This is a genomic window from Blastococcus sp. SYSU D00868 (genome assembly GCF_054050575.1).
On the sequence record NZ_JBJGZO010000001.1, the window covers coordinates 289,676 to 308,130 of the forward strand.

Annotated in this window: 20 protein-coding genes and 3 tRNA genes; all 23 read right to left on the reverse strand. The window is 73.2% G+C overall.

Annotated features, from left to right (window positions below; translation table 11 throughout):
• Positions 1–337 precede the first annotated feature (337 nt).
• Complete coding sequence (locus ACI79F_RS01460) at positions 338–856, reverse strand: hypothetical protein (RefSeq protein WP_456546226.1); 519 nt, start codon at positions 854–856, stop codon at positions 338–340.
• Positions 857–1,277: 421 nt separating this feature from the next.
• Positions 1,278–2,087 (reverse strand): hypothetical protein, encoded by an 810-nt coding sequence (locus tag ACI79F_RS01465; protein WP_456546227.1) that lies wholly within the window; start codon positions 2,085–2,087, stop codon positions 1,278–1,280.
• Positions 2,088–2,128: 41 nt separating this feature from the next.
• Entirely contained in the window at positions 2,129–3,415 is a 1,287-nt protein-coding gene (locus ACI79F_RS01470) for an MCE family protein (RefSeq protein ID WP_456546228.1), read from the reverse strand.
• Complete coding sequence (locus tag ACI79F_RS01475; RefSeq protein WP_456546229.1) at positions 3,412–4,668, reverse strand: MCE family protein; 1,257 nt, start codon at positions 4,666–4,668, stop codon at positions 3,412–3,414. The genes ACI79F_RS01470 and ACI79F_RS01475 overlap by 4 nt, the downstream gene beginning before the upstream one ends.
• Positions 4,665–5,924 (reverse strand): MCE family protein, encoded by a 1,260-nt coding sequence (locus tag ACI79F_RS01480; protein WP_456546230.1) that lies wholly within the window; start codon positions 5,922–5,924, stop codon positions 4,665–4,667. The genes ACI79F_RS01475 and ACI79F_RS01480 overlap by 4 nt, the downstream gene beginning before the upstream one ends.
• The gene (locus ACI79F_RS01485; protein WP_456546231.1) at positions 5,921–6,952 is read right to left on the reverse strand and encodes an MCE family protein; all 1,032 of its coding nucleotides are present in this window, start codon (positions 6,950–6,952) and stop codon (positions 5,921–5,923) included. The genes ACI79F_RS01480 and ACI79F_RS01485 overlap by 4 nt, the downstream gene beginning before the upstream one ends.
• Entirely contained in the window at positions 6,952–7,989 is a 1,038-nt protein-coding gene (locus tag ACI79F_RS01490) for an MCE family protein (protein ID WP_456546232.1), read from the reverse strand. Before ACI79F_RS01490 ends, ACI79F_RS01485 begins: the two co-directional genes overlap by 1 nt.
• Complete coding sequence (locus ACI79F_RS01495) at positions 7,986–9,365, reverse strand: MCE family protein (protein WP_456546233.1); 1,380 nt, start codon at positions 9,363–9,365, stop codon at positions 7,986–7,988. Before ACI79F_RS01495 ends, ACI79F_RS01490 begins: the two co-directional genes overlap by 4 nt.
• Positions 9,366–9,370: 5 nt before the next feature.
• A complete protein-coding gene (locus ACI79F_RS01500) occupies positions 9,371–10,237 on the reverse strand; it encodes an MlaE family ABC transporter permease (protein WP_456546234.1) in 867 nt (288 codons plus the stop codon).
• Positions 10,238–10,239: 2 nt separating this feature from the next.
• The gene (locus ACI79F_RS01505; RefSeq protein ID WP_456546235.1) at positions 10,240–11,055 is read right to left on the reverse strand and encodes an MlaE family ABC transporter permease; all 816 of its coding nucleotides are present in this window, start codon (positions 11,053–11,055) and stop codon (positions 10,240–10,242) included.
• A complete protein-coding gene (locus tag ACI79F_RS01510; RefSeq protein ID WP_456546236.1) occupies positions 11,052–12,179 on the reverse strand; it encodes an ABC transporter ATP-binding protein in 1,128 nt (375 codons plus the stop codon). Before ACI79F_RS01510 ends, ACI79F_RS01505 begins: the two co-directional genes overlap by 4 nt.
• A gap of 289 nt (positions 12,180–12,468) precedes the next feature.
• Positions 12,469–12,864 (reverse strand): 50S ribosomal protein L7/L12, encoded by a 396-nt coding sequence (gene rplL, locus ACI79F_RS01515; RefSeq protein ID WP_073421315.1) that lies wholly within the window; start codon positions 12,862–12,864, stop codon positions 12,469–12,471.
• An 18-nt stretch (positions 12,865–12,882) separates the two neighbouring features.
• Complete coding sequence (rplJ, locus tag ACI79F_RS01520) at positions 12,883–13,491, reverse strand: 50S ribosomal protein L10 (RefSeq protein ID WP_456546237.1); 609 nt, start codon at positions 13,489–13,491, stop codon at positions 12,883–12,885.
• 401 nt (positions 13,492–13,892) lie between these two features.
• Positions 13,893–14,612, reverse strand: a complete 720-nt coding sequence (rplA, locus tag ACI79F_RS01525) for a 50S ribosomal protein L1 (RefSeq protein ID WP_456546238.1) — start codon at positions 14,610–14,612, stop codon at positions 13,893–13,895.
• Positions 14,613–14,748: 136 nt separating this feature from the next.
• A complete protein-coding gene (gene rplK / locus ACI79F_RS01530; RefSeq protein ID WP_091213447.1) occupies positions 14,749–15,180 on the reverse strand; it encodes a 50S ribosomal protein L11 in 432 nt (143 codons plus the stop codon).
• Positions 15,181–15,222: 42 nt separating this feature from the next.
• Positions 15,223–16,110, reverse strand: coding sequence for a transcription termination/antitermination protein NusG (gene nusG / locus ACI79F_RS01535; RefSeq protein WP_456546239.1), 888 nt, complete (start codon positions 16,108–16,110; stop codon positions 15,223–15,225).
• A gap of 45 nt (positions 16,111–16,155) precedes the next feature.
• On the reverse strand, positions 16,156–16,701 hold the full coding sequence (secE, locus tag ACI79F_RS01540; protein WP_456546240.1) for a preprotein translocase subunit SecE: 546 nt from the start codon (positions 16,699–16,701) through the stop codon (positions 16,156–16,158).
• A gap of 111 nt (positions 16,702–16,812) precedes the next feature.
• A tRNA-Trp gene (locus ACI79F_RS01545) sits at positions 16,813–16,885 on the reverse strand.
• A gap of 181 nt (positions 16,886–17,066) precedes the next feature.
• A complete protein-coding gene (locus tag ACI79F_RS01550; RefSeq protein WP_456546241.1) occupies positions 17,067–17,495 on the reverse strand; it encodes a MaoC/PaaZ C-terminal domain-containing protein in 429 nt (142 codons plus the stop codon).
• On the reverse strand, positions 17,492–17,938 hold the full coding sequence (locus tag ACI79F_RS01555) for an FAS1-like dehydratase domain-containing protein (RefSeq protein ID WP_456546242.1): 447 nt from the start codon (positions 17,936–17,938) through the stop codon (positions 17,492–17,494). Before ACI79F_RS01555 ends, ACI79F_RS01550 begins: the two co-directional genes overlap by 4 nt.
• A 36-nt stretch (positions 17,939–17,974) precedes the next feature.
• Positions 17,975–18,139 carry a 50S ribosomal protein L33 gene (rpmG, locus tag ACI79F_RS01560; RefSeq protein ID WP_091941123.1) on the reverse strand — a complete coding sequence of 55 codons (165 nt, stop codon included), beginning with the start codon at positions 18,137–18,139 and terminating at the stop codon, positions 17,975–17,977.
• A 97-nt stretch (positions 18,140–18,236) separates the two neighbouring features.
• Positions 18,237–18,310: transfer RNA gene (locus tag ACI79F_RS01565), tRNA-Met, on the reverse strand.
• 31 nt (positions 18,311–18,341) lie between these two features.
• A tRNA-Thr gene (locus tag ACI79F_RS01570) sits at positions 18,342–18,414 on the reverse strand.
• Between the last annotated feature and the right edge of the window lie 41 nt (positions 18,415–18,455).

Sequence of the window (18,455 nt, forward strand, 5' to 3'; positions counted from 1 at the left end):
GGTGGGTGCGGGTCGTCCTGGGTCGTCGTCGGTATCGGCGGGGCTGCCCCTGGCCTGCGACGAGGCCCGGCCGTACGGTCGGCAGGAGGCTCGGGAGGGTTCCCCCGGGCACCCCTCGTGACCCGTCTCGGCGGGCATGCAGTAAGGAGGCAGCGCAACAGGGAACCCTACCCCTGCTCCAGCGCACTGTCCACGTCGGGGGTCGTGACGGCCGACACGACGCCCGGGAAGGAACAGCGGCGCCCGAGGGGGGCGGGACCGACGCGGCCATGATGCCACTCCGGGGGCTCCGGGTCAGCCGCCACGCCGGGCCGGCCCCCTCGCGGGGCCGGCGATCTCAGCCCGTGGTGAGCACCGTCAGCTCGCTGATCCGCCAGTCGTCCTCCACCTGGACCATCCGGATCTGCACGGTGCGCACGCAGGACTGCTCGCCCTCGGGCGTGACGACGCACTCGCTGCCCTCGGGCGCCGGCTCCGTGCCCGTGGTGACCGACTTCGCGACCAGCTGCCCGAACACGACCAGCGTCGCCTCGTCCTGCTCGTCGTCGACCTGCTGCACGGCGACGTCGCGCACGTCGTAGCGGATGGTCGCCGACACCTGCTCGTAGGTGTCGATGAGCGCGCCCTCGGCCTCCGCCTCGTACTGGCTGCGCAGGTCCCCGGTGAGGACGGCGAGCTGGCCGGCGACGCTGCCGTCGGAGTCGCGGTAGTCGTAGGCGTAGACGGCCCGCACGTTCTCCTCGGCCGCGTCGATGATGTCAGGGTCCACGAAGTCGCGGCCCTGGGTCCAGAGCAGCAGGTACAGGCCCACGGCGGCGCCAGCTGCCAGCAGGCACAGCACGGACAGGGTCACCACGACCGGGGACAGGAGCCGCCGGCCTGCCGCCGGCACCGCGGGTGCGCTCCCCCGGCGGCGCGCCGCAGGCGCGCGGTCGGCCCGTGCCTCGGTCCGGGTCTCGGTGCGTCGCTCGGCCCGGGTCTCGGTGCGTGCCTCGGCCCGGGTCTCGGTGCGTGCCTCGGCCCGGGTCTCGGGGCCGTCCTCGGCCCGGGCACCGGTCCGGGGGGGGGGGGGGGGGGGGGGGGGGGGGGGGGGGGGGGGGGGGGGGGGGGGGGGGGGGGGGGGGGGCGGGGCCCGGGCCCGCGGCGGGGTGCCGGCCTCCGGCGCCGGCGCCTCGTCGCGCTCCCGGCGGCTGCCGGCCACGCGGGGCCGGGGGCTGGGCCGCGGGCCGGCGGCGGGCCGGGGCCGCGGCGTGGGCCGGGGCCGCTCGTCGGGGCCGTCAGTCATCGGGTCCCGTCCCTCGGATCGCGGAGAGCAGCCAGCGCTCGCCCTCCCGTTGCAGGTCCACCTCGATGCGGTCGCGGCGCACCTGGGCCGGGACGCCGGCCGCCTGGCGCGTGGTCGCGATGACCATGACGACCGTCGCCTCGTCCTCGGTCGCCCGGGTCACCCCCGCGCCCACCACCTCCGTGCTGCTCACGGCCTGGCCGTCGACGAGCTGCTGGCGGACCCGCTCGAGCCCGGCGACCGACTCCTCGCGCAGGTCGCCGGTGGTGACCCGGCGGGCCTGCTCGATGTCGGCGTCGATCGTCAGGTGGTCGAAGGAGGTCAGGTCGACGACGTTGGAGCGCGCCGCCTGCAGCACGTCGACGTAGGTGTCCGTGCGCACCGGGGACTCCTCGCGGGACAGCCACGGGGCGAGCAGGACGCCGTTCAGCACCAGCAGGAGGAACAGCAGCACCGCCAGCGCGGGCACGAGCGGCACGCTGATCCGCCGCCGGGCGTGCGCCGGCTCCGGGTCGTCGTCGGCCGGGTCGTCGTCCGTCCGGCCCGCGGGGGCCGTGGGCGCCGGCCGGTCCTCTGCCTCCGGGGCGGCGTGCCGCCGGCGCAGCCGGGACCGGCGGGCGGGGGCCCCGGCCGCGTCCTCGTCGGCCACGGTCCGGTCGGCGGCGTCCTCCGGGCCGCCGGGTCCCGCGGGGGCGGGCTCGGTGACGGTGGTGGTCCGCGCGCCGGCGGTCTCCGCGTCCTCCGTCCCGGGGGCGGGCGCACGCCGGCGCGCGCTGGGGCGCGGCCGGTCGGTGTCGCTCACGGGCGGGTCCTCTCGGTCGGTCGGGGCGGGGCGGGCGGCGGTCATCCGGCCCCCGGGACGGCGCCCAGGGTGTCGGCGAACGGCAGGCCCCCCAGGATGCCGGTCAGCACGTCGTCGATCGTCGCCAGGGCCGGGGGCAGGGAGCCCTGCTGCCCCTGCGGGCCGGGCGAGCCGACGCCGCCGCTGCGGCCGATGTTCTGCTCGCCGCGCAGGTCCGAGCCGGTCTCGTCCACGCCGTCGCCCGGGTTCGGGTCGACGCCGTTGACGACGTCGCAGCGGACGGCGTCGGTGTCGATCCGCAGGATGTCGTCCGGGCTGCCGGCGGCGCCGGTCGAGACGTAGCCGCTCGTGCAGGCCCGGGGGTCGTCGGAGTTGAGCACGAACCCGAAGTGCGCGCGCATCACCCCGCCGTCGTTGCGCACGACGGTGAACCCGCCGGAGACGACGTCGGGGTAGGTGACCAGCAGCTGCTCGACCCCGCCCAGCCGCGGGATGTACACCCCGTTGAGGACGTCGAGGTGGCTCACCAGCGAGCCCAGGCCCGGCCCGGCGCGGTCGACCAGCTGCTGCAGGGCGTCGCCGGCGTCCGGGGCGCTCACCAGCAGCCCGCGCAGGTCCGGGTCGATGTCGACCAGGGTGTCGCTGACGGCCCGCAGGTCGCTCGCCCACTGCTCGATGGCCGAGCGGCTGGCGACCTGCGTGTCGAGCACCGTGCGGCCGTCGGTGATCAGCGCCAGGGTCTGCGGCAGCGACTCCTCGGCGCGGGCCAGCAGCAGGTCGCCGTTGTCGATCAGCCGGGCCAGGTCGTCGCCGGCGCCCTCGAAGGCGTCGCCGAGCTCCTGCACGACCACCCGCAGGTCCTCGGGGTCGACCGAGTTGACCAGCTCGTCGACGTTGAGCAGCAGCTGCTCGACCGGGATCGGGATCGCCGTCCGCTCGACCGGGATGACCGCGCCGTCCTCCAGGTAGGGGCCGTCGTCGTCGGCGGGACGCAGGTCGACGTACTGCTCGCCCACCGCGCTGCGGGTGGCGACGACGGCCTCGGTGTCGGCGGGGATGTCGGGGGCGTCGGGGTCGATGGTGAGCGTGACCCGGACGCCGTCCTCGGTCAGCTGCATGTCGCTGACCCGGCCGACGGCGACACCGCGGTAGGTCACCTCGGCGTTGACGAAGATGCCGCCGGAGTCGGCGAAGTCCGCGTCCACGTCGTAGCCGGTGCCGAGCAGCAGCCGGTCCAGGCCCACGTAGTTGAAGCCGACGTAGGAGATGCCCAGCAGGGCGACCGCGGCGAAGGCGATCAGCTGCAGCTTGGTCTTGCGGGTGATCACGGCGTGCCCCCCACGATCCCGGGGAGGTCCCCGGCCACGGAGGACCCGCCGTCCGGAGCCGGCGGCGCCTGCCCGCCGGACGCCGGCTGACCGGTCGACGCGGCCCCGGCCTGGTTGCCCGGCGGCGTGCCGGGCACGCCGCAGGAGGTGCCGACCAGGGTCTGCGGGTCGAGGACCTCCAGGCCGCCGGTCACCGGGTCGACGACGTAGCGGCACAGCAGTTCGCGCAGGTCGAACGACAGGCTCGCCGTCATGTTGGTGAACAGCCCGTAGCCGCCGGTGCGGGCGTCGTAGCGCGGGTTGAACGCGCACGGGTCACCGGTGAGGCAGCCCTCGACCGAGCTGGCCGGGAAGGGATACGTGAGCAGCAGGTCGAGGGAGTTGGCCAGGTCCGGGCCGGCCGCGGCGAGCTGGCTGAGGACCGGCTGCAGCAGCCGCAGGTCCTCCACCGTGTTCTGCCCGGCCTGGTTGATGACCCGGGTGCCGACCTCGCCGAGCCGGGCCAGGCTGTCGAGCATCGAGACCAGCAGGTCGCGCTGCTGGTTCACGACGTCCAGGCCCGGGCCGATGCTGTCCAGCGCCGTCTCGATCGTCGCGGTCCGCCCGGCCAGCGTCTCGGCGAGCGCGTTCACGCTGTCCAGCGCCCGGCCGATCTCCTCGCGCTGCTGGTCCAGCCCGCCGATCAGCACGTCGAGGGAGTCCAGCGTGTCGCGGATGGCCTCCTCGCGGCCCTCGAGGGCGACGCCGAGCTCGCGGCTGATGGTCTGCAGCTGGGCCAGCCCGCCGCCGTTGAGCACGAGGGAGAGGGCGCCCAGCAGCTCCTCGACCTCGACGTTGCGGTTGGTCCGGTCCAGCGTGATGAGGGAGCCGTCCTCCAGCCGCCCCTGCGGCTCCTCGGTGCCCGGCGCCGCCAGCTCGACGTACTTCTCCCCCAGCAGCGAGGACTGCTGGATCATCGCCACCGCGTTGCCGGGGAGCTCGACGTCGCCGTTGACCTCGACGGTGACCAGCGCCGTCCAGTCGTCGGAGAGCTCGATGTCCTCCACCCGGCCGACGGCCACGTCGGCGACCCGGACGCCGGCCTGCGGGACCAGGTCCAGGACGTCGAGGAACTGGATCTGCACCGTGTACGGGTCGTCGCCGAGGTCCGCGCCGCCGGGCAGCGACAGCGAGTAGGCCCCGCGGAAACCGCAGCCCGACAGCAGCAGCACGCCGGCCGCCAGCGCGGACGCCCGCCGCACGCCGGCCCTCACTGCCCGCTCCCGGTGAGGACGGGCAGCCCCAGCACCCCGCCGCCGGCCGCGCCCGGCGTGCCGGTCCCGCCGCCGGCGGCGCCGCCGCCGAACAGCTCGCCGAGCAGCTCCTCGAGGTCGGGCACGCCGTTGCCGTTGAGGTCGTCGAGGGTGCCGTCGTTGCCGGGGTCGCCGGACAGCAGCCGCAGGCAGATCTGGTCGGTCGGCGGCAGGCTCAGGAAGTCGGGGAGGGTGTTCAGCGGGGTCCCCGCGACGTTGAGCCGGCCCGCCGCGCCCAGCAGCTGGCAGACGACGACCTCGGGGCTGGTCGACCCGAGCGAGTTGTCGCGGGTGTCGAGGGTCCCGTAGTCGGGGTTGTAGGCGTGCGCGATGTTGCCCAGCGCCGCCGGGGCCACGTCGAGGACCTCGGCCAGCGCCTGCCGCTGCTGCACGAGGGTGAGCGTGACGTCGGCCAGCCGGTCGACGTTCGTGGTGAGCAGGTCGGTGTTCGTCTGCACGAAGGTCGCGATCTCCCCGAGGGCGGAGGACAGGAGCTGCACCGCGGCGGCGAGGTCCGCGCGCTCGGCCTCCAGCTGGTCGGCCACCGCCGCCATGTTGTCGTTGAACTGGCCGACCTGGGCGTCGATGGTGGCCAGCGCCGTGGTGAACGTCTGCAGCGAGTCGATGGAGCCGAAGAGGTCGTCCCGGTTCTCGGCGAGGGTCTCGACCGCCTGGGAGAAGCCGGTGAGCGTGCGGTTGAGCGCCTCGCCGTTGCCGTCCAGGTTCGCCGCGCCGGTCTCCAGCAGGTCGTCCAGCGCGCCGTCCGCGTTCGCGCCGGTGGGGCCGAGGGCCGCCGAGAGCTCGTCGAGCGCGCCGTAGACCGCGTCCAGCTCGACGGGCGTGCCGGTGCGGTCCAGCCCGAGCTCGGCGCCGTCGGCCATCGTCGGCCCGCCGCTGTAGACGGGGGCGAACTGCACGTACCGGTCGGAGACCAGCGAGGGCGCCAGGATGACGGCGTCGGCGTCGGCCGGGATGTCGTAGCCCTCGTCGACCAGCATCTCCACCCGCACCCGGTCGCCCATCGGGACGACGCCGGTGATCTCGCCGACGTCGATGCCGAGGACGCGGACGTCGCCGCCCTCGTAGATGCCGACCGCCTGGGTGAAGTACGCGGTGACCCGGTACTGGTCGGCCGGCCGCAGGACCGTCCAGCCGATCGCGCCGACCAGCACCAGCGCCGCGGCCAGCGCCACCCCGCGCTGCAGCGACCCGCTCATGCGCCACCGTCGCAGGTGATGAGGCCACCGGGGACCTGCTCGGTGCCGCCGCAGACCACCGAGGCGACGGAGCCGGGCAGCAGGTTCTCCACGAAGCTGTCGAACCAGCGCCCGCTGCCGAGCGTGTTGGTGAAGACCCGGACGAACGGCGCGAGGTTCTGCACGGTCTCCCCGAGCGCGGTGCGGTTGCGGGACAGGATGTCGGTGACCGTGGCCAGCTGCTGCAGCGCGGGGGTCAGCGCCTCGCGGTTGTCGGCGACGAGGCCGGTCAGCTGGTCGGACAGCAGCTGCGTGTTGGTGAGGATGGCGTCGATCAGCTGCCGGCGCTCCTGCACCTCCTGCAGCAGCGTGTTGGAATCGATGATCAGCCGGGTGAACTCGCCGTTGCGGTCGGCGAGGACGTCGGTGACGTCGCGGGTGGCCGACAGCAGGCGCTCGAGCTCGGCGTCGCGGGAGGCGATGGTGTCCGACAGCCGGGCCAGGCCCTGCAGCGAGGTGCGCACCTCGTCCGGCGTCTCGGCGAAGGTGTCGGCCAGCACCTCGAACGACGTGGCCAGCTGCTGGGTGTCGATCTGCTCCACCGTGCTGGACAGGTCGGCGAACGCCTCGACGACGTCGTAGGGCGAGGCGGTCCGCTCCAGCGGGATCCGGTCGTCGGGGTCGAGCTCCTCGCTCCCCCGCGGCACGAGCGCCAGGTACTTCGCGCCGAGCACCGTCTCGATGCGGATCGCCGCCTGCGACCGGTCGCCGACGAAGGCGTCCTCGACCCGGAACTCGACGGTGACCGCGCCGTCCTCCAGCCGCAGCTCCTCCACCTGGCCGACCTTCACGCCGGCGATGCGGACCGGGTCGTCGGGCTTGAGGCCGGCCGCCTCGGAGAACTGCGCGGAGTACACGGTGCCCCCGCCGATGAACGGCAGCGACTGCGCGTTGAACGCCAGCAGCACCAGCGCCGCGATCACGCCGAGGCTGACCGCCCCGATGACGACGGGGTTGCGGTCGCGGAAGGGCTTCGGGTGGCGGGCCATCAGCAGCCCTCCGATCCGCTGGAGAACCCGCCGGCGGGGATCTCCGACGGCTCCGTCTCCCCGGGCAGGACGACCGAGCCCGACGCCCCGCACAGGTAGAAGTTGAACCAGCTGCCGTTCACCGCGGTGCGGGTGATCAGGTCGATCTTGGTCGGGGCGAGCTGCAGGAAGTCCTCCACGATGTCCCCCGTGTCGGCGAGGTTGCCGGCCAGGTCGCCGAGCGCCTCGATGTCGGCCGCCAGCGGCGGGCGCGCCTGCTCGAGCAGGTCGGTCGTGGCGACGGCGAGCGTGTCGATGGTCTGCAGCGAGTCGAAGATCGCGTCGCGGTCCTCGGACAGGCCGGTGACGAACTGCTGCAGGCTGACCACGAGCGAGGACAGCTGCTCGTCGCGCGCGGCCACGGTGCCCATCACCGTCGTCAGGTTGTCGATGAGGCTGCCGATGACCGCGTCCCGGTCGGCCAGCGAGCTCGACAGCGAGGCGACGTGGCCGAGCAGGCTCTCGACCGTGCCGGCCTCGCCCTGGAAGACCTGGATGATCTCGTAGGACAGCCGGTTGACGTCGGTCGGCGACAGCGCCTGGAACAGCGGCTGGAAGCCGCCGAAGAGCGTGGTCAGGTCCAGCGCCGGGCGGGTCTGCGCCAGCGGGATGGTGTCGCCCTCGTCCAGCCGGCCCCCGGCGGAACCCTCGCCCTCGGTCAGCGCGACGTACCGCTGGCCGACGAGGTTGCGGTACCGGATGGTGGCCTGCACGCCCGAGGGCAGCGGGATGTCGGCGTCGACCTCCAGCTCCACCTCGGCGACCGGCGTCTCCCGGCCCTCGGCCAGCCCGATGCCGGTGACCTGGCCGACGCGGACGCCGGCGATGCGCACCTCGTCGCCCTCGACCAGCCCGGCGACGTCGGTGAACTGGGCCCGGTAGGCCACCTGCTCGCCGTAGCCGGCGTTGGTGATCGTGGCGACGAGCACGTAGCTGGCCAGGATGGTGACCAGCGCGAAGACGGCCAGCTTGGTGAGCGGCCCGGCGAGTGACTTCACGGCACCAGCACCTGGTTCCCCCGCAGCAGCGGCGCCAGGGCCGAGGCGGCCAGGTCGGTCACGTCGTCGGGGTCGGTGCCGGTCTGGTAGCCGAGCAGGCTGCGGACGAAGTCCAGTTCCGCGGTGGAGCCGGACATCTGGTCGGGCACCGTGTCCCCCGCCGTCCCGCCGGGGTTGGGGTCGCCGGCGCCGTCCGGGACGTCGTCGGGGCCGCGGCCGCCGAGGCAGTTCGGGTTGCCCGAGTAGGGGTTGTCGACGGAGTCCACGCCGTCCTCGGGCGGGGTCGGGCAGTAGTACTCGCCCTGCTCGGCCGCGGCGATGATGGCGTCGATGTCGTCCAGCCCCTGGCAGTCCGGGCCGGAGGAGTCCAGGTACTCCGGCTGGTCGCCGGGCTGGTAGGGGTTGCGCGGCGGCAGGGCCACCACGATGTTCAGGTTCAGCGCGGGGTCGCCGTCCCCGCCGAACGCCTCGGTGATCATCGGGTTGAACCGGGCGAGCCCGTTGAGCAGGCACGGGTAGACCGGCGAGTACTCGGCGAACAGCCCGAGCACCGGCCGGGAGGTGGCGGCCAGCGAGATGAGGTCGGACTCGTTGCGCTCGAGGAACTCCGCCGCGGTCGTCGAGGAGCTGTCGACGACCGTGAAGGTGCGCCGCAGCTGCTCCCGCTGGTCGACCAGGGTGTCGGCGGTGACCGAGATGTTGTCCAGCACCGCGAGCAGGTCCTCGGCGGCCGACTCGTAGGTGTCGGCGAAGTCTGCCAGCGAGGAGATGTCGGCCTGCAGGTCCGGCAGCACCGTGTTGATCTCCTCCACGTAGTCGCCGACCGAGGCCAGGTTCTCGCCGAGGGACTCCCCCCGCCCGCGCAGCGCGTCGGCCACCGCGGCCAGCGTGTAGCTGAGGTCCTGCGGCTCCACGGCCTGCAGCAGCGGGAGCAGGTCGTCGATCACCCGCTGCAGCTCGATGGCGTTCTCCGTGCGGTCCTGCCCGATCACGTCGCCGTCGGCCAGCCGCTCCCCCGAGGCGTCCTCGGGCAGCACGAGGGAGACGTACCGCTCGCCGAACAGGGTCTTGGGCAGCAGCCGGGCGGTCACGTCGGCCGGGATCTGCTCGAGGTACTGCGGCCGGATCGCCAGCTCGATGGTGGCGCCCTCGGCGCTGGCCCGGACGTCGCGGACCTCGCCGACGATCATCCCGCGCACCTTGACGTCCGAGGCCTCCTGCAGCTGGTTGCCCGCGGTGTCGGTCTCCAGCGTGACGCGGGCGACGTCGACGAACGCCTTGTTGTAGAGCGCCACGGTCAGCCCGAGCAGGAGGGCCAGCACGACCAGGAAGGCCAGCCCCTGCAGGCGCCGGCGGACCACCGCTCCCCGTGCCATGCCGCTCACCCCGCGATCCGGACGGTCGTCGTCGAGCCCCAGATGGCCAGGGACAGGAACAGGTCGATGACCATCACCGCCACGATCGAGAAGCGGACGGCGCGGCCCACCGCCAGCCCGACGCCGGCCGGGCCGCCGGCGGCGCGGTAGCCGTAGTAGCAGTGACTGAGGATGATCACGACGGCGAAGACGAGCACCTTGACGAACGACCAGAGGACGTCCTGCGGCGGCAGGAACAGGTTGAAGTAGTGGTCGTAGGTGCCCGCGGACTGGGCGTAGGCCTGGGTGGTGATCGTCCGGGTGGCGAAGTAGGAGCTCAGCAGGCCGATCACGTACAGCGGGACCACCGCGATGAAGCCGGCGACGATGCGGGTGGTGACGAGGAACGGCAGCGACGGGACGCCCATGACCTCCAGGGCGTCGATCTCCTCGTTGATCCGCATGGCGCCGATCTGGGCGGTGAAGCCGCAGCCGACCGTGGCGGACAGGGCGAGCCCGGCGACCAGCGGCGCGATCTCGCGGGTGTTGAAGTAGGCCGAGAGGAAGCCGGTGAAGGCGGAGGTGCCCAGCTGGTCCAGGGCCGCGTAGCCCTGCAGCCCCACCTCGGTGCCGGTGAAGAACGACAGGAAGGCGATGACGCCGACGGTGCCGCCGATGACCGCGAGCGCCCCGGTGCCGAAGGTGACCTCGGCCAGCAGCCGGGCGACCTCCTTCTTGTAGCGGCGCAGGGTGCGCGGGGTCCAGGCCAGGGCACGGCCGTAGAAGCCGAGCTGGTCGCCGAGGTCGTCGAGGGTGGTGAGCGGCCGCCGGTACAGCGTGCGGGCCTTGCGGACCCCCACCCGGAGGCGGTCGACGGGGTTGAGCAGCGCCATCGTCACTGCCCCTTCGGCGGCACGAGCTGGAAGTACACGGCCGTCATGACGAAGTTGACCGCGAACAGCAGCAGGAAGGTGATGACCACCGACTGGTTCACCGCGTCACCGACGCCCTTGGGCCCACCTCCGGCCCGCAGCCCCTTGTAGGAGGCGACGATGCCCGCGATCATCCCGAAGACCAGCGCCTTGATCTCGCCGGACCAGAAGTCCTCCACCTGCGCGAGCGCGCCGAAGGAGGCCAGGTAGGCCCCCGGCGTCCCGCCCTGCAGGACGACGTTGAAGAAGTAGCCGCCGGCCACGCCGACGACGCTGACCAGCCCGTTGAGCAGCGTGGCGACGAGCATCGCGGCGAGCACGCGGGGCACGACCAGGCGCTGGATCGGGCTGATGCCCAGCACCTCCATCGCGTCGATCTCGTCGCGGATCTTGCGGGCGCCGAGGTCGGCGCAGATCGCCGAGCCGCCGGCGCCGGCGATCAGCAGCGCGGTGACGATCGGGCTGGCCTCGCGGAGGACGGCGAGCACCGACGCCGAGCCGGTGAACGACTGGGCGCCGAGCTGGCGGGTCAGCGAGCCCAGCTGCAGCGCGATGACGGCGCCGAAGGGGATGGCGACCAGCGCCGTCGGCAGGATCGTCACGCTGGCGACGAACCAGGTCTGCTGGACGAACTCGCGGAACTGGAACGGGCGCCGCGGCAGCGACCGGGCGACGTCGAGGGCGAAGGCGAACAGGTTGCCGCTGGCCCGCAGGGGCCGCAGCGGCGACAGCTTGCCGTCGAGGAGCCCGGGGGCCTTCGGCTTCTCCGCCGCCGTCACGACCGGCCCCGCGGCCCGGGCAGCGCCGCGGAGTGCGCCCCGACCGGGGAGGCCTGCGGGTCCCAGGGGCGGCCGTCGGCGCCGGGCGAGGGCGCGAAGACGCCGGCGTCGGCCTGGGCGAGCAGGTCCTCGGGCAGGGAGGCACGGATGGCCTCGGCGGTGGTCGGGTCGAACTCGTGCAGCATCCGCGCGACGCGCTCCTGCCGGCGCCGCTGCGCGCGCCGCTCGGGCAGCCCCGGGGAGGGGTCCAGTTGCGGGGGGACGGCGTCCCCGCCGGTGGCGCCCTTGGGGCCGACGCCGTTGTGCTGGTCGCCGCCGCGCGCCTCCAGGGCGGCCATCTCGGCCTCGACCTGGGCGACGTCCTTCTCCTCGCTCATCCCGATCGGGCCCTCGCGCCGGCCGTTGAGGAACTGCCGGACCACCGGCTCCTGGCTGGTGAGCAGCTGCTCGCGCGGGCCGAACATGGCCAGGTGCCGGCGGAAGAGGAGGCCGAGGTTGTCCGGCACGGTCCGCGCCGTCCCGATGTCGTGGGTGACGATGAGGAAGGTGGCGTCGATCTGCGCGTTGAGGTCGACGATCAGCTGGTTGAGATAGGCGACGCGGACCGGGTCCAGCCCGGAGTCCGGCTCGTCGAACAGGATGATCTCGGGGTCGAGGACCAGGGCCCGGGCGAGCCCGGCGCGCTTGCGCATGCCGCCGGAGATCTCCCCCGGCAGCTTCCCCTCGGCCCCCTGCAGGCCGACCATGTCCATCTTCTCGAGGACGATGCGGCGGATGTCGCTCTCGCTCTTGCGCGTGTGCTCGCGCAGCGGGAAGGCGATGTTGTCGAACAGGTTCATCGAGCCGAACAGGGCGCCGTCCTGGAAGAGGACGCCGAACAGCTTCCGCACCTCGTAGAGCTTGTGCTCGCTGCACCGGACGATGTCAGTGTCGGTGATGACGATCGACCCGCGCTCGGGCTTGAGCAGCCCGACGAGCGACTTGAGGAAGACCGACTTGCCGGTGCCCGAGGGGCCCAGGAGCACCGAGATCTCGCCGGGGGGCAGGGTGAGCGTGACGTCGCTCCAGATGTTCTGGCTGCCGAACGACTTCGTCAGCCCCTCGACCCGGACCTCGACGCCCACGCGACCTCCCTCTCCCAGCTGCGCTGCCGGCACCCGGTCAAGATCACCGGGCTCCGAGATTGTGGGGCCTGGGGTGACGCTCCGCACGTCAGACGCCCAACATCCCGGACCTACCAGCGAGTAACGAGCGGCCGGGCGAGAGGTTACGTGGCTCACGCCGAGCGCGTGACGCGGGTCTCCCGGGACGCGCAGAGGCCGCCCTCCCCGGGGGGAGGACGGCCTCTGCGGTGGTGCGGTGGTGCGGTGGCGCGGTGGCGCTACCCGGCGGCGGACCGCCGCCGGGCGGGGGTCACTTGACGGTGACGGTGGCGCCGGCGCCCTCGAGGGCGGCCTTGGCCTTCTCGGCGGCGTCCTTGGCGACCTTCTCCAGGACCGGCTTCGGCGCGCCGTCGACCAGGTCCTTGGCCTCCTTGAGGCCGAGCGAGGTCAGGCCGCGCACCTCCTTGATGACCTGGATCTTCTTGTCGCCGGCGCTCTCGAGGATGACGTCGAACTCGTCCTGCTCCTCGGCGGCGGGGGCGCCACCGTCGCCGGCACCGCCGGCGGCCGGGGCGGCCGCGACGGCGACCGGGGCAGCAGCGGTGACCTCGAAGGTCTCCTCGAACTGCTTCACGAAGTCGGACAGCTCGAGCAGCGTCATCTCCTTGAACGCGTCGAGCAGCTCCGTGGTGGACAGCTTGGCCATGATCTCTCCTTCTGGGGGTCAGTCGGTGCTGGCCGCGGCGTCGGCGGCGTCAGCGGTGTCGGTGGTGGTGTCGGCAGCAGCGGTGTCGGCGGCCGGAGCGGCGGCGTCCTCGGTGGACTCCTTCTTCTCCTGCAGCGCGGCGGCCAGGCGGGCGACCTGCGACAACGGGGCCTGGAACAGGCCGGCGGCCTTGGTCAGGTTGCCCTTCATCGCGCCGGCCAGCTTGGCCAGGAGCACCTCGCGGGGCTCGACGTCGGCGAGGGCGGTGACCTCGGCGGGCGAGACCGTGCGGCCCTCGACCACGCCGCCCTTGACGACGAGCAGCGGGTTGGCGCGCGCGAAGTCACGGATGGCCTTGGCGGCCTCGACGACGTCGCCCTCGATGAAGGCGATGGCGGTCGGGCCGTTCAGCAGCGGGCCGAGGTCGGTGTGCCCGACCGAGTCCGCCGCCCGCTTCGTCAGGGTGTTCTTGACGACGGCGTAGCTGCTGCCCGCACCGAGGGAACGACGCAGCTGGGTCAGCTGCGCCACGGTCAGCCCGCGGTACTCGGTGAGCACGGCCGCGCTGGACTTCTGGAACCGCTCGGTGATCTCGTCGATCACCGCGGCCTTGGCCTGCGTGGGCATGGGCCTCCTCTCGTCTGACGGGCGACCACCGGCCGGTGCGCGACCTCGGGCGATCGGGGCCCGGAGACGAGGAACGCCCCGGCGCAGGCGCACGGGGCGAGGGCAGGCGCGACGGGCGCCCGCGATCGAACCGTCCTCCTGCGCGGGCCGCCCGGGGATCCGGGACCTTCGATCGCACGCGGACGTGCGACGACCAGCGGTCGTGGGGGGAACGTCGACAAGGGTACACGCGTTCAGCGCCGCCCCCGCCGCACCCCCCTGCGTCGACGAGATCTGCACACTCGTCGCGATCGACCGCTGATGCCGACGAGTGTGCAGATCTCGGCGGGGCGGCCCGGACCCCGGACGCGCGAGGGCCCCGCAGCGCGGTGCGCTGCGGGGCCCTCGGGGGCCGACTCGCGTCAGGCGGTGGGCTCGTCCACCGTCAGGTTGCGGGTGCGGTTCGGGTCGACCGGGATGCCGGGGCCCATGGTGGTGGAGATGGTGACCTTCTTCAGGTACCGGCCCTTGGCGGCGGCCGGCTTGGCGCGCAGCACCTCGTCGAGGGCCGCGGCGTAGTTCTCCACCAGCTTGGCCTCGTCGAACGAGGTCTTGCCGATGACCAGGTGCAGGTTGGCCTGCTTGTCGACGCGGAAGTTGATCTTCCCGCCCTTGATGTCGTTGACGGCCTTGGCGACGTCGGCGGTCACCGTGCCCGTCTTCGGGTTCGGCATCAGGCCACGGGGGCCGAGGATGCGGGCGATCCGGCCGACCTTGGCCATCTGGTCCGGCGTGGCGATCGCCGCGTCGAAGTCCAGGAAGCCGCCCTGGATGCGCTCGATCAGGTCGTCGGAGCCGACGACGTCGGCGCCGGCCGACTCGGCCTCGGCCGCGCGGTCACCGGTCGCGAAGACGATGACGCGGGCGGTCTTGCCGGTGCCGTGGGGCAGGTTGACCGTGCCGCGGACCATCTGGTCGGCCTTGCGCGGGTCGACACCCAGCCGCATGGCCACCTCGACGGTCGCGTCGTAGGTGGTCGGCGAGGTCTCCTTCGCCAGCCCCGCCGCCTGCAGCGGGCTGTACAGCGCCTCGCGGTCGACCTTCGCGGCCGCCTCGCGGTACTTCTTGCCGTGCTTCGCCATGGTGGTTCCTCTCCTCCGCCCGCGGGCGGGGTTCGTGTGGTCCACGGGCCTGGCGGGCCCTCCCACAGATGAAGGACCCTCTCCTCCCCACCCCTCGCACGCTCGGGGCGAAGCCCTGGAGAGGGCCGGGCGGGGATCAGCCCTGGACGGTGATCCCCATCGACCGGGCGGTGCCGGCGATGATCTTCTCGGCCTCGTCCAGGGAGTTGGCGTTGAGGTCCTGCATCTTGGTCTGCGCGATCTCGCGGACCTGGTCGCGGGTGACCGTGGCGACCTTGGTCTTGTGCGGCTCGCCCGAGCCCTTCTCGACACCGGCCGCCTTGAGCAGCATGCGCGCCGCCGGCGGGGTCTTGGTGACGAAGGTGAACGACCGGTCCTCGTAGACCGAGATCTCGACCGGGATGACGTTGCCGCGCTGCGACTCCGTCGCGGCGTTGTACGCCTTGCAGAACTCCATGATGTTGACGCCGTGCTGGCCCAGCGCCGGACCGACGGGCGGCGCGGGGGTGGCCGCACCGGCGTTGATCTGGAGCTTGATGACCGCGGTCAACCGCTTCCGGGGGGGCATGGCTTCCTTCTTCTCTGGTGTGTCAGGTACGGGGGACCCGGGTCAGATCTTGCTGACCTGGGTGAACGACAGCTCGACGGGCGTCTCGCGCCCGAAGATCGAGACCAGCACCTGGAGCTTCTGCTGCTCGGCGTTGATCTCGTTGATGGTGGCCGGGAGGGTGGCGAACGGGCCGTCCATGACGGTCACCGACTCGCCGATCTCGAAGTCGACCAGCGTCGTCGGGGCCGCGGCGGCGGCACCGGCGGGGGCACCGGTCTCGGCGACCTTGGCGGCCTGCGGCGCGACCGGCGGGGCGAGCAGCTTGACGACCTCGTCGATCGACAGCGGGGAGGGCCGCGAGGTGGCGCCGACGAAGCCGGTCACGCCGGGGGTGTTGCGCACCGCGCCCCACGACTCGTCGTTCAGGTCCATCCGCACCAGCAGGTAGCCGGGCAGCTTCTTCCGGTTGACCTGCGTCCGCTTGCCGTTCTTGATCTCGGTGACCTCCTCGGTGGGCACCTCGATCTGGAAGATGTAGTCCTCCATGTCCAGCGACTGGATGCGCGACTCGAGGTTGGTCTTCACCTTGTTCTCGTAGCCGGCGTAGGAGTGGATGACGTACCAGTCGCCGAACTGGCCGCGCAGCCGGCTCCGCAGCGCCTCGACCGGGTCGGTCTCCTCGTCGGCGGCCGCGACGGCGTCCACCGCCGGGGCGGCCAGCGGGTCGGAGGCGAGGGTGTCGGGGTCGCCGTCCTCGACGGCGGGCACCTCGTCGGCCACCTCGGTGGCGGTGTCCTGGTCGACGGTGTCCGAGCTGCCCTCGGCCGCACCGGTCTCGCCGACGCCGGTCTCCAGGTCCACGCTGCCGAACTCGTCGACACGGGCGTCGTCGAGGTCGATGGACGGGACGGCGGAGTCGGCCTCGAAGGGCTCGCGGGGGTCGGTCACGGGGTTGCTTCCTTTGCGGCTCGGATGCGGCGGGGCGGGGGTCGGTCAGCCGAAGACGGCGAGCACGCCCTGCGCGAAGAGGAGGTCCAGGCCCGCCACCAGCGCGACGATGAAGGCCACGAAGACGATGACGACCGTCGTGTAGGTGATCAGCTCGCGACGGCCGGGCCAGATGACCTTGCGGAGCTCGGCGACGACCTCGCGGAGGAACCGGCGCAGGTTGCGCCGCTCGCGCAGCTCCGACGCTCGCGCGCGCTCGGCCGCGGCCCGTGAGCGGGTGCCCTGGGTCTCGGCGGAGCGGCCGGCGGGACGGCTCGAGCTCCGCTCGCGCGCCGGGCGGGGGGTGCGGCGGGCGACCGGCTCGTCGTCGTCCTCGTCGTCGGAGGCCGCGGTGATCCGGCCACCCCGGCGGCGCGCGGAGCGGGGGACGACCTTGTCCTCCTCGGCCTCGGCCTCCTCGGCGACGGCGGCCTCGGCGGCCTCCAGCTCGGCGGCGTCGTCGACCCCGGGGGCCTCGCGGTCGAGCTGCTCGTCGGTCGCGTCGGAGACGGAGCGGGAGTCGTCCTCGCGTCCGCGCTTCTCGTCGCTCACTGCGCCTCGCTGCCCTCGTGATCGGAGCCCGGGCCGCGGGGCCGCGGCCGGTGTCGTGCGGTGGTGCTGGTCATGTGTGCTGATCGCCGGCGACGTCGCCGGCGGCACGGGCAGGGGTGACAGGACTTGAACCTGCAGCCTGCGGTTTTGGAGACCGCTGCTCTGCCAATTGAGCTACACCCCTAGTGCCCGGGACGGCTGCCCTGAGCTGGGCCCGGGGAGCGCCTCGCCCCGGACGGGTACCGGGCCCCCGAGGGGATCCCGGGGCACGCCGGTGGCGGGGTCGATCACCCCAGGACACCAAGTGTACGGGACCGGGGAGGGGCCGGGCGAACACCCCGCTGCCGGAGGCCCGTCCGCGACCCTCAGCCGAGGCGGACGACGGCCCGGGCCAGCGACAGGACCTTCTCCCCGCCGCTGGTGACGGTGAGGTCGACGCGGACCCGCTGCTCGTCCAGCACGGCGGCGACCCGGCCCCGCACGGTGACCTCGGCACCGGTGTCGTCGTCGGGGACCACCACCGGCCGGCCGAACCGCACCTGGTACTCCACGAGGGCGCCCGGGTCCCCCGCCCAGTCCGAGACCGCCCGGCCGGCCAGCCCCATCGTGAGCATCCCGTGGGCGATGACGCCGGGCAGGCCGACCGCCATGGCCACCCGGTCGCTCCAGTGGATGGGGTTGAGGTCGCCGGAGGCGCCGGCGTAGCGGACCAGGTCGGCGCGGGTGACCGGGTACACGCGCTCGGGCAGCTCGGTGCCGACGGCGACGTCGGCCGCGCGGACGCGGGCGGTCACGCGGTGCCCCGGGCGACCAGCATCGAGGTGGCCGAGCAGACCGGCTCGCCCTCCTCGGTGGCGACGTCGACCCGCGTGGTCAGCAGGTCGTTGCCGGCGACGCTGCGCACGGCCTCGATGGTCGGGGTGGCGACCAGCCGGTCCCCGGCGCGGATGGGCCGGTGGTGCACGAAGCGTTGCTCGCCGTGCACGACCCGGCTGTAGTCCAGGGCCACGTCGGGGTCCTCGACGACCACGCCGGCGGCGGAGAGGGTGAGCGCGATGGCGAAGGTCGGCGGGGCGATCACGTCGGGGTGGCCCGCGGCCCGGGCGGCGTCCACGTCGGTGTGCACCGGGTCGGCCGAGCCGAGCGCGGCGGCGAACTCGGCGATCTTCACCCGCCCGACCTCGTACACGGCGGAGGGCGGGTAGCTGCGCCCGACCAGTCCTGCGTCCAGCGCCATGCTCCCCGCCCTCCCGGCAGTGCTCGAGCTACCGCGTCAGCGGGTCTCGCGGTGCACGGTGTGCTTGCGGTCGTGCGGGCAGTACTTCTTCAGCTCGAGCCGGTCGGGGTCGTTGCGCCGGTTCTTGCGGGTGATGTAGTTCCGGTTCTTGCACTCCTGGCAGGCCAGGGTGATCTTCGGACGGACGTCGGTGGCTGCCATGGGGTGCTCTCCCAGCCTTGTCGGGCGGGCCGGTGGGCCCGGGTGCGGGCGGGGGTGCCCACACGACGACGGACCCCGGGGTGGGGTCCGTCAGGAGTAGCGGTGACCGGACTTGAACCGGTGACACAGCGATTATGAGCCGCTTGCTCTACCAGGCTGAGCTACACCGCCGGGAGGACCATGCGGTCCTGGTCTTGCTGCGAGCCCCTTTACGGAATCGAACCGTAGACCTTCTCCTTACCATGGAGACGCTCTGCCGACTGAGCTAAAGGGGCGGTGGCCGGAGCCAGCGAGAACTGTACCCGACGCCGCGGGG

Excerpts from the sequence above, each read along its gene's own strand:
- ACI79F_RS01495 (WP_456546233.1), bottom strand. The coding sequence starts at position 9,365 with ATGGCACGGGGAGCGGTGGTCCGCCGGCGCCTGCAGGGGCTGGCCTTC.
- rpmG (WP_091941123.1), bottom strand. The coding sequence starts at position 18,139 with ATGGCAGCCACCGACGTCCGTCCGAAGATCACCCTGGCCTGCCAGGAG.
- rplA (WP_456546238.1), bottom strand. The coding sequence starts at position 14,612 with ATGGCGAAGCACGGCAAGAAGTACCGCGAGGCGGCCGCGAAGGTCGAC.
- rplK (WP_091213447.1), bottom strand. The coding sequence starts at position 15,180 with ATGCCCCCCCGGAAGCGGTTGACCGCGGTCATCAAGCTCCAGATCAAC.
- ACI79F_RS01480 (WP_456546230.1), bottom strand. The coding sequence starts at position 5,924 with ATGAGCGGGTCGCTGCAGCGCGGGGTGGCGCTGGCCGCGGCGCTGGTG.
- ACI79F_RS01500 (WP_456546234.1), bottom strand. The coding sequence starts at position 10,237 with ATGGCGCTGCTCAACCCCGTCGACCGCCTCCGGGTGGGGGTCCGCAAG.
- ACI79F_RS01555 (WP_456546242.1), bottom strand. The coding sequence starts at position 17,938 with ATGGCGCTGGACGCAGGACTGGTCGGGCGCAGCTACCCGCCCTCCGCC.
- ACI79F_RS01485 (WP_456546231.1), bottom strand. The coding sequence starts at position 6,952 with ATGGCCCGCCACCCGAAGCCCTTCCGCGACCGCAACCCCGTCGTCATC.
- rplJ (WP_456546237.1), bottom strand. The coding sequence starts at position 13,491 with ATGCCCACGCAGGCCAAGGCCGCGGTGATCGACGAGATCACCGAGCGG.
- rplL (WP_073421315.1), bottom strand. The coding sequence starts at position 12,864 with ATGGCCAAGCTGTCCACCACGGAGCTGCTCGACGCGTTCAAGGAGATG.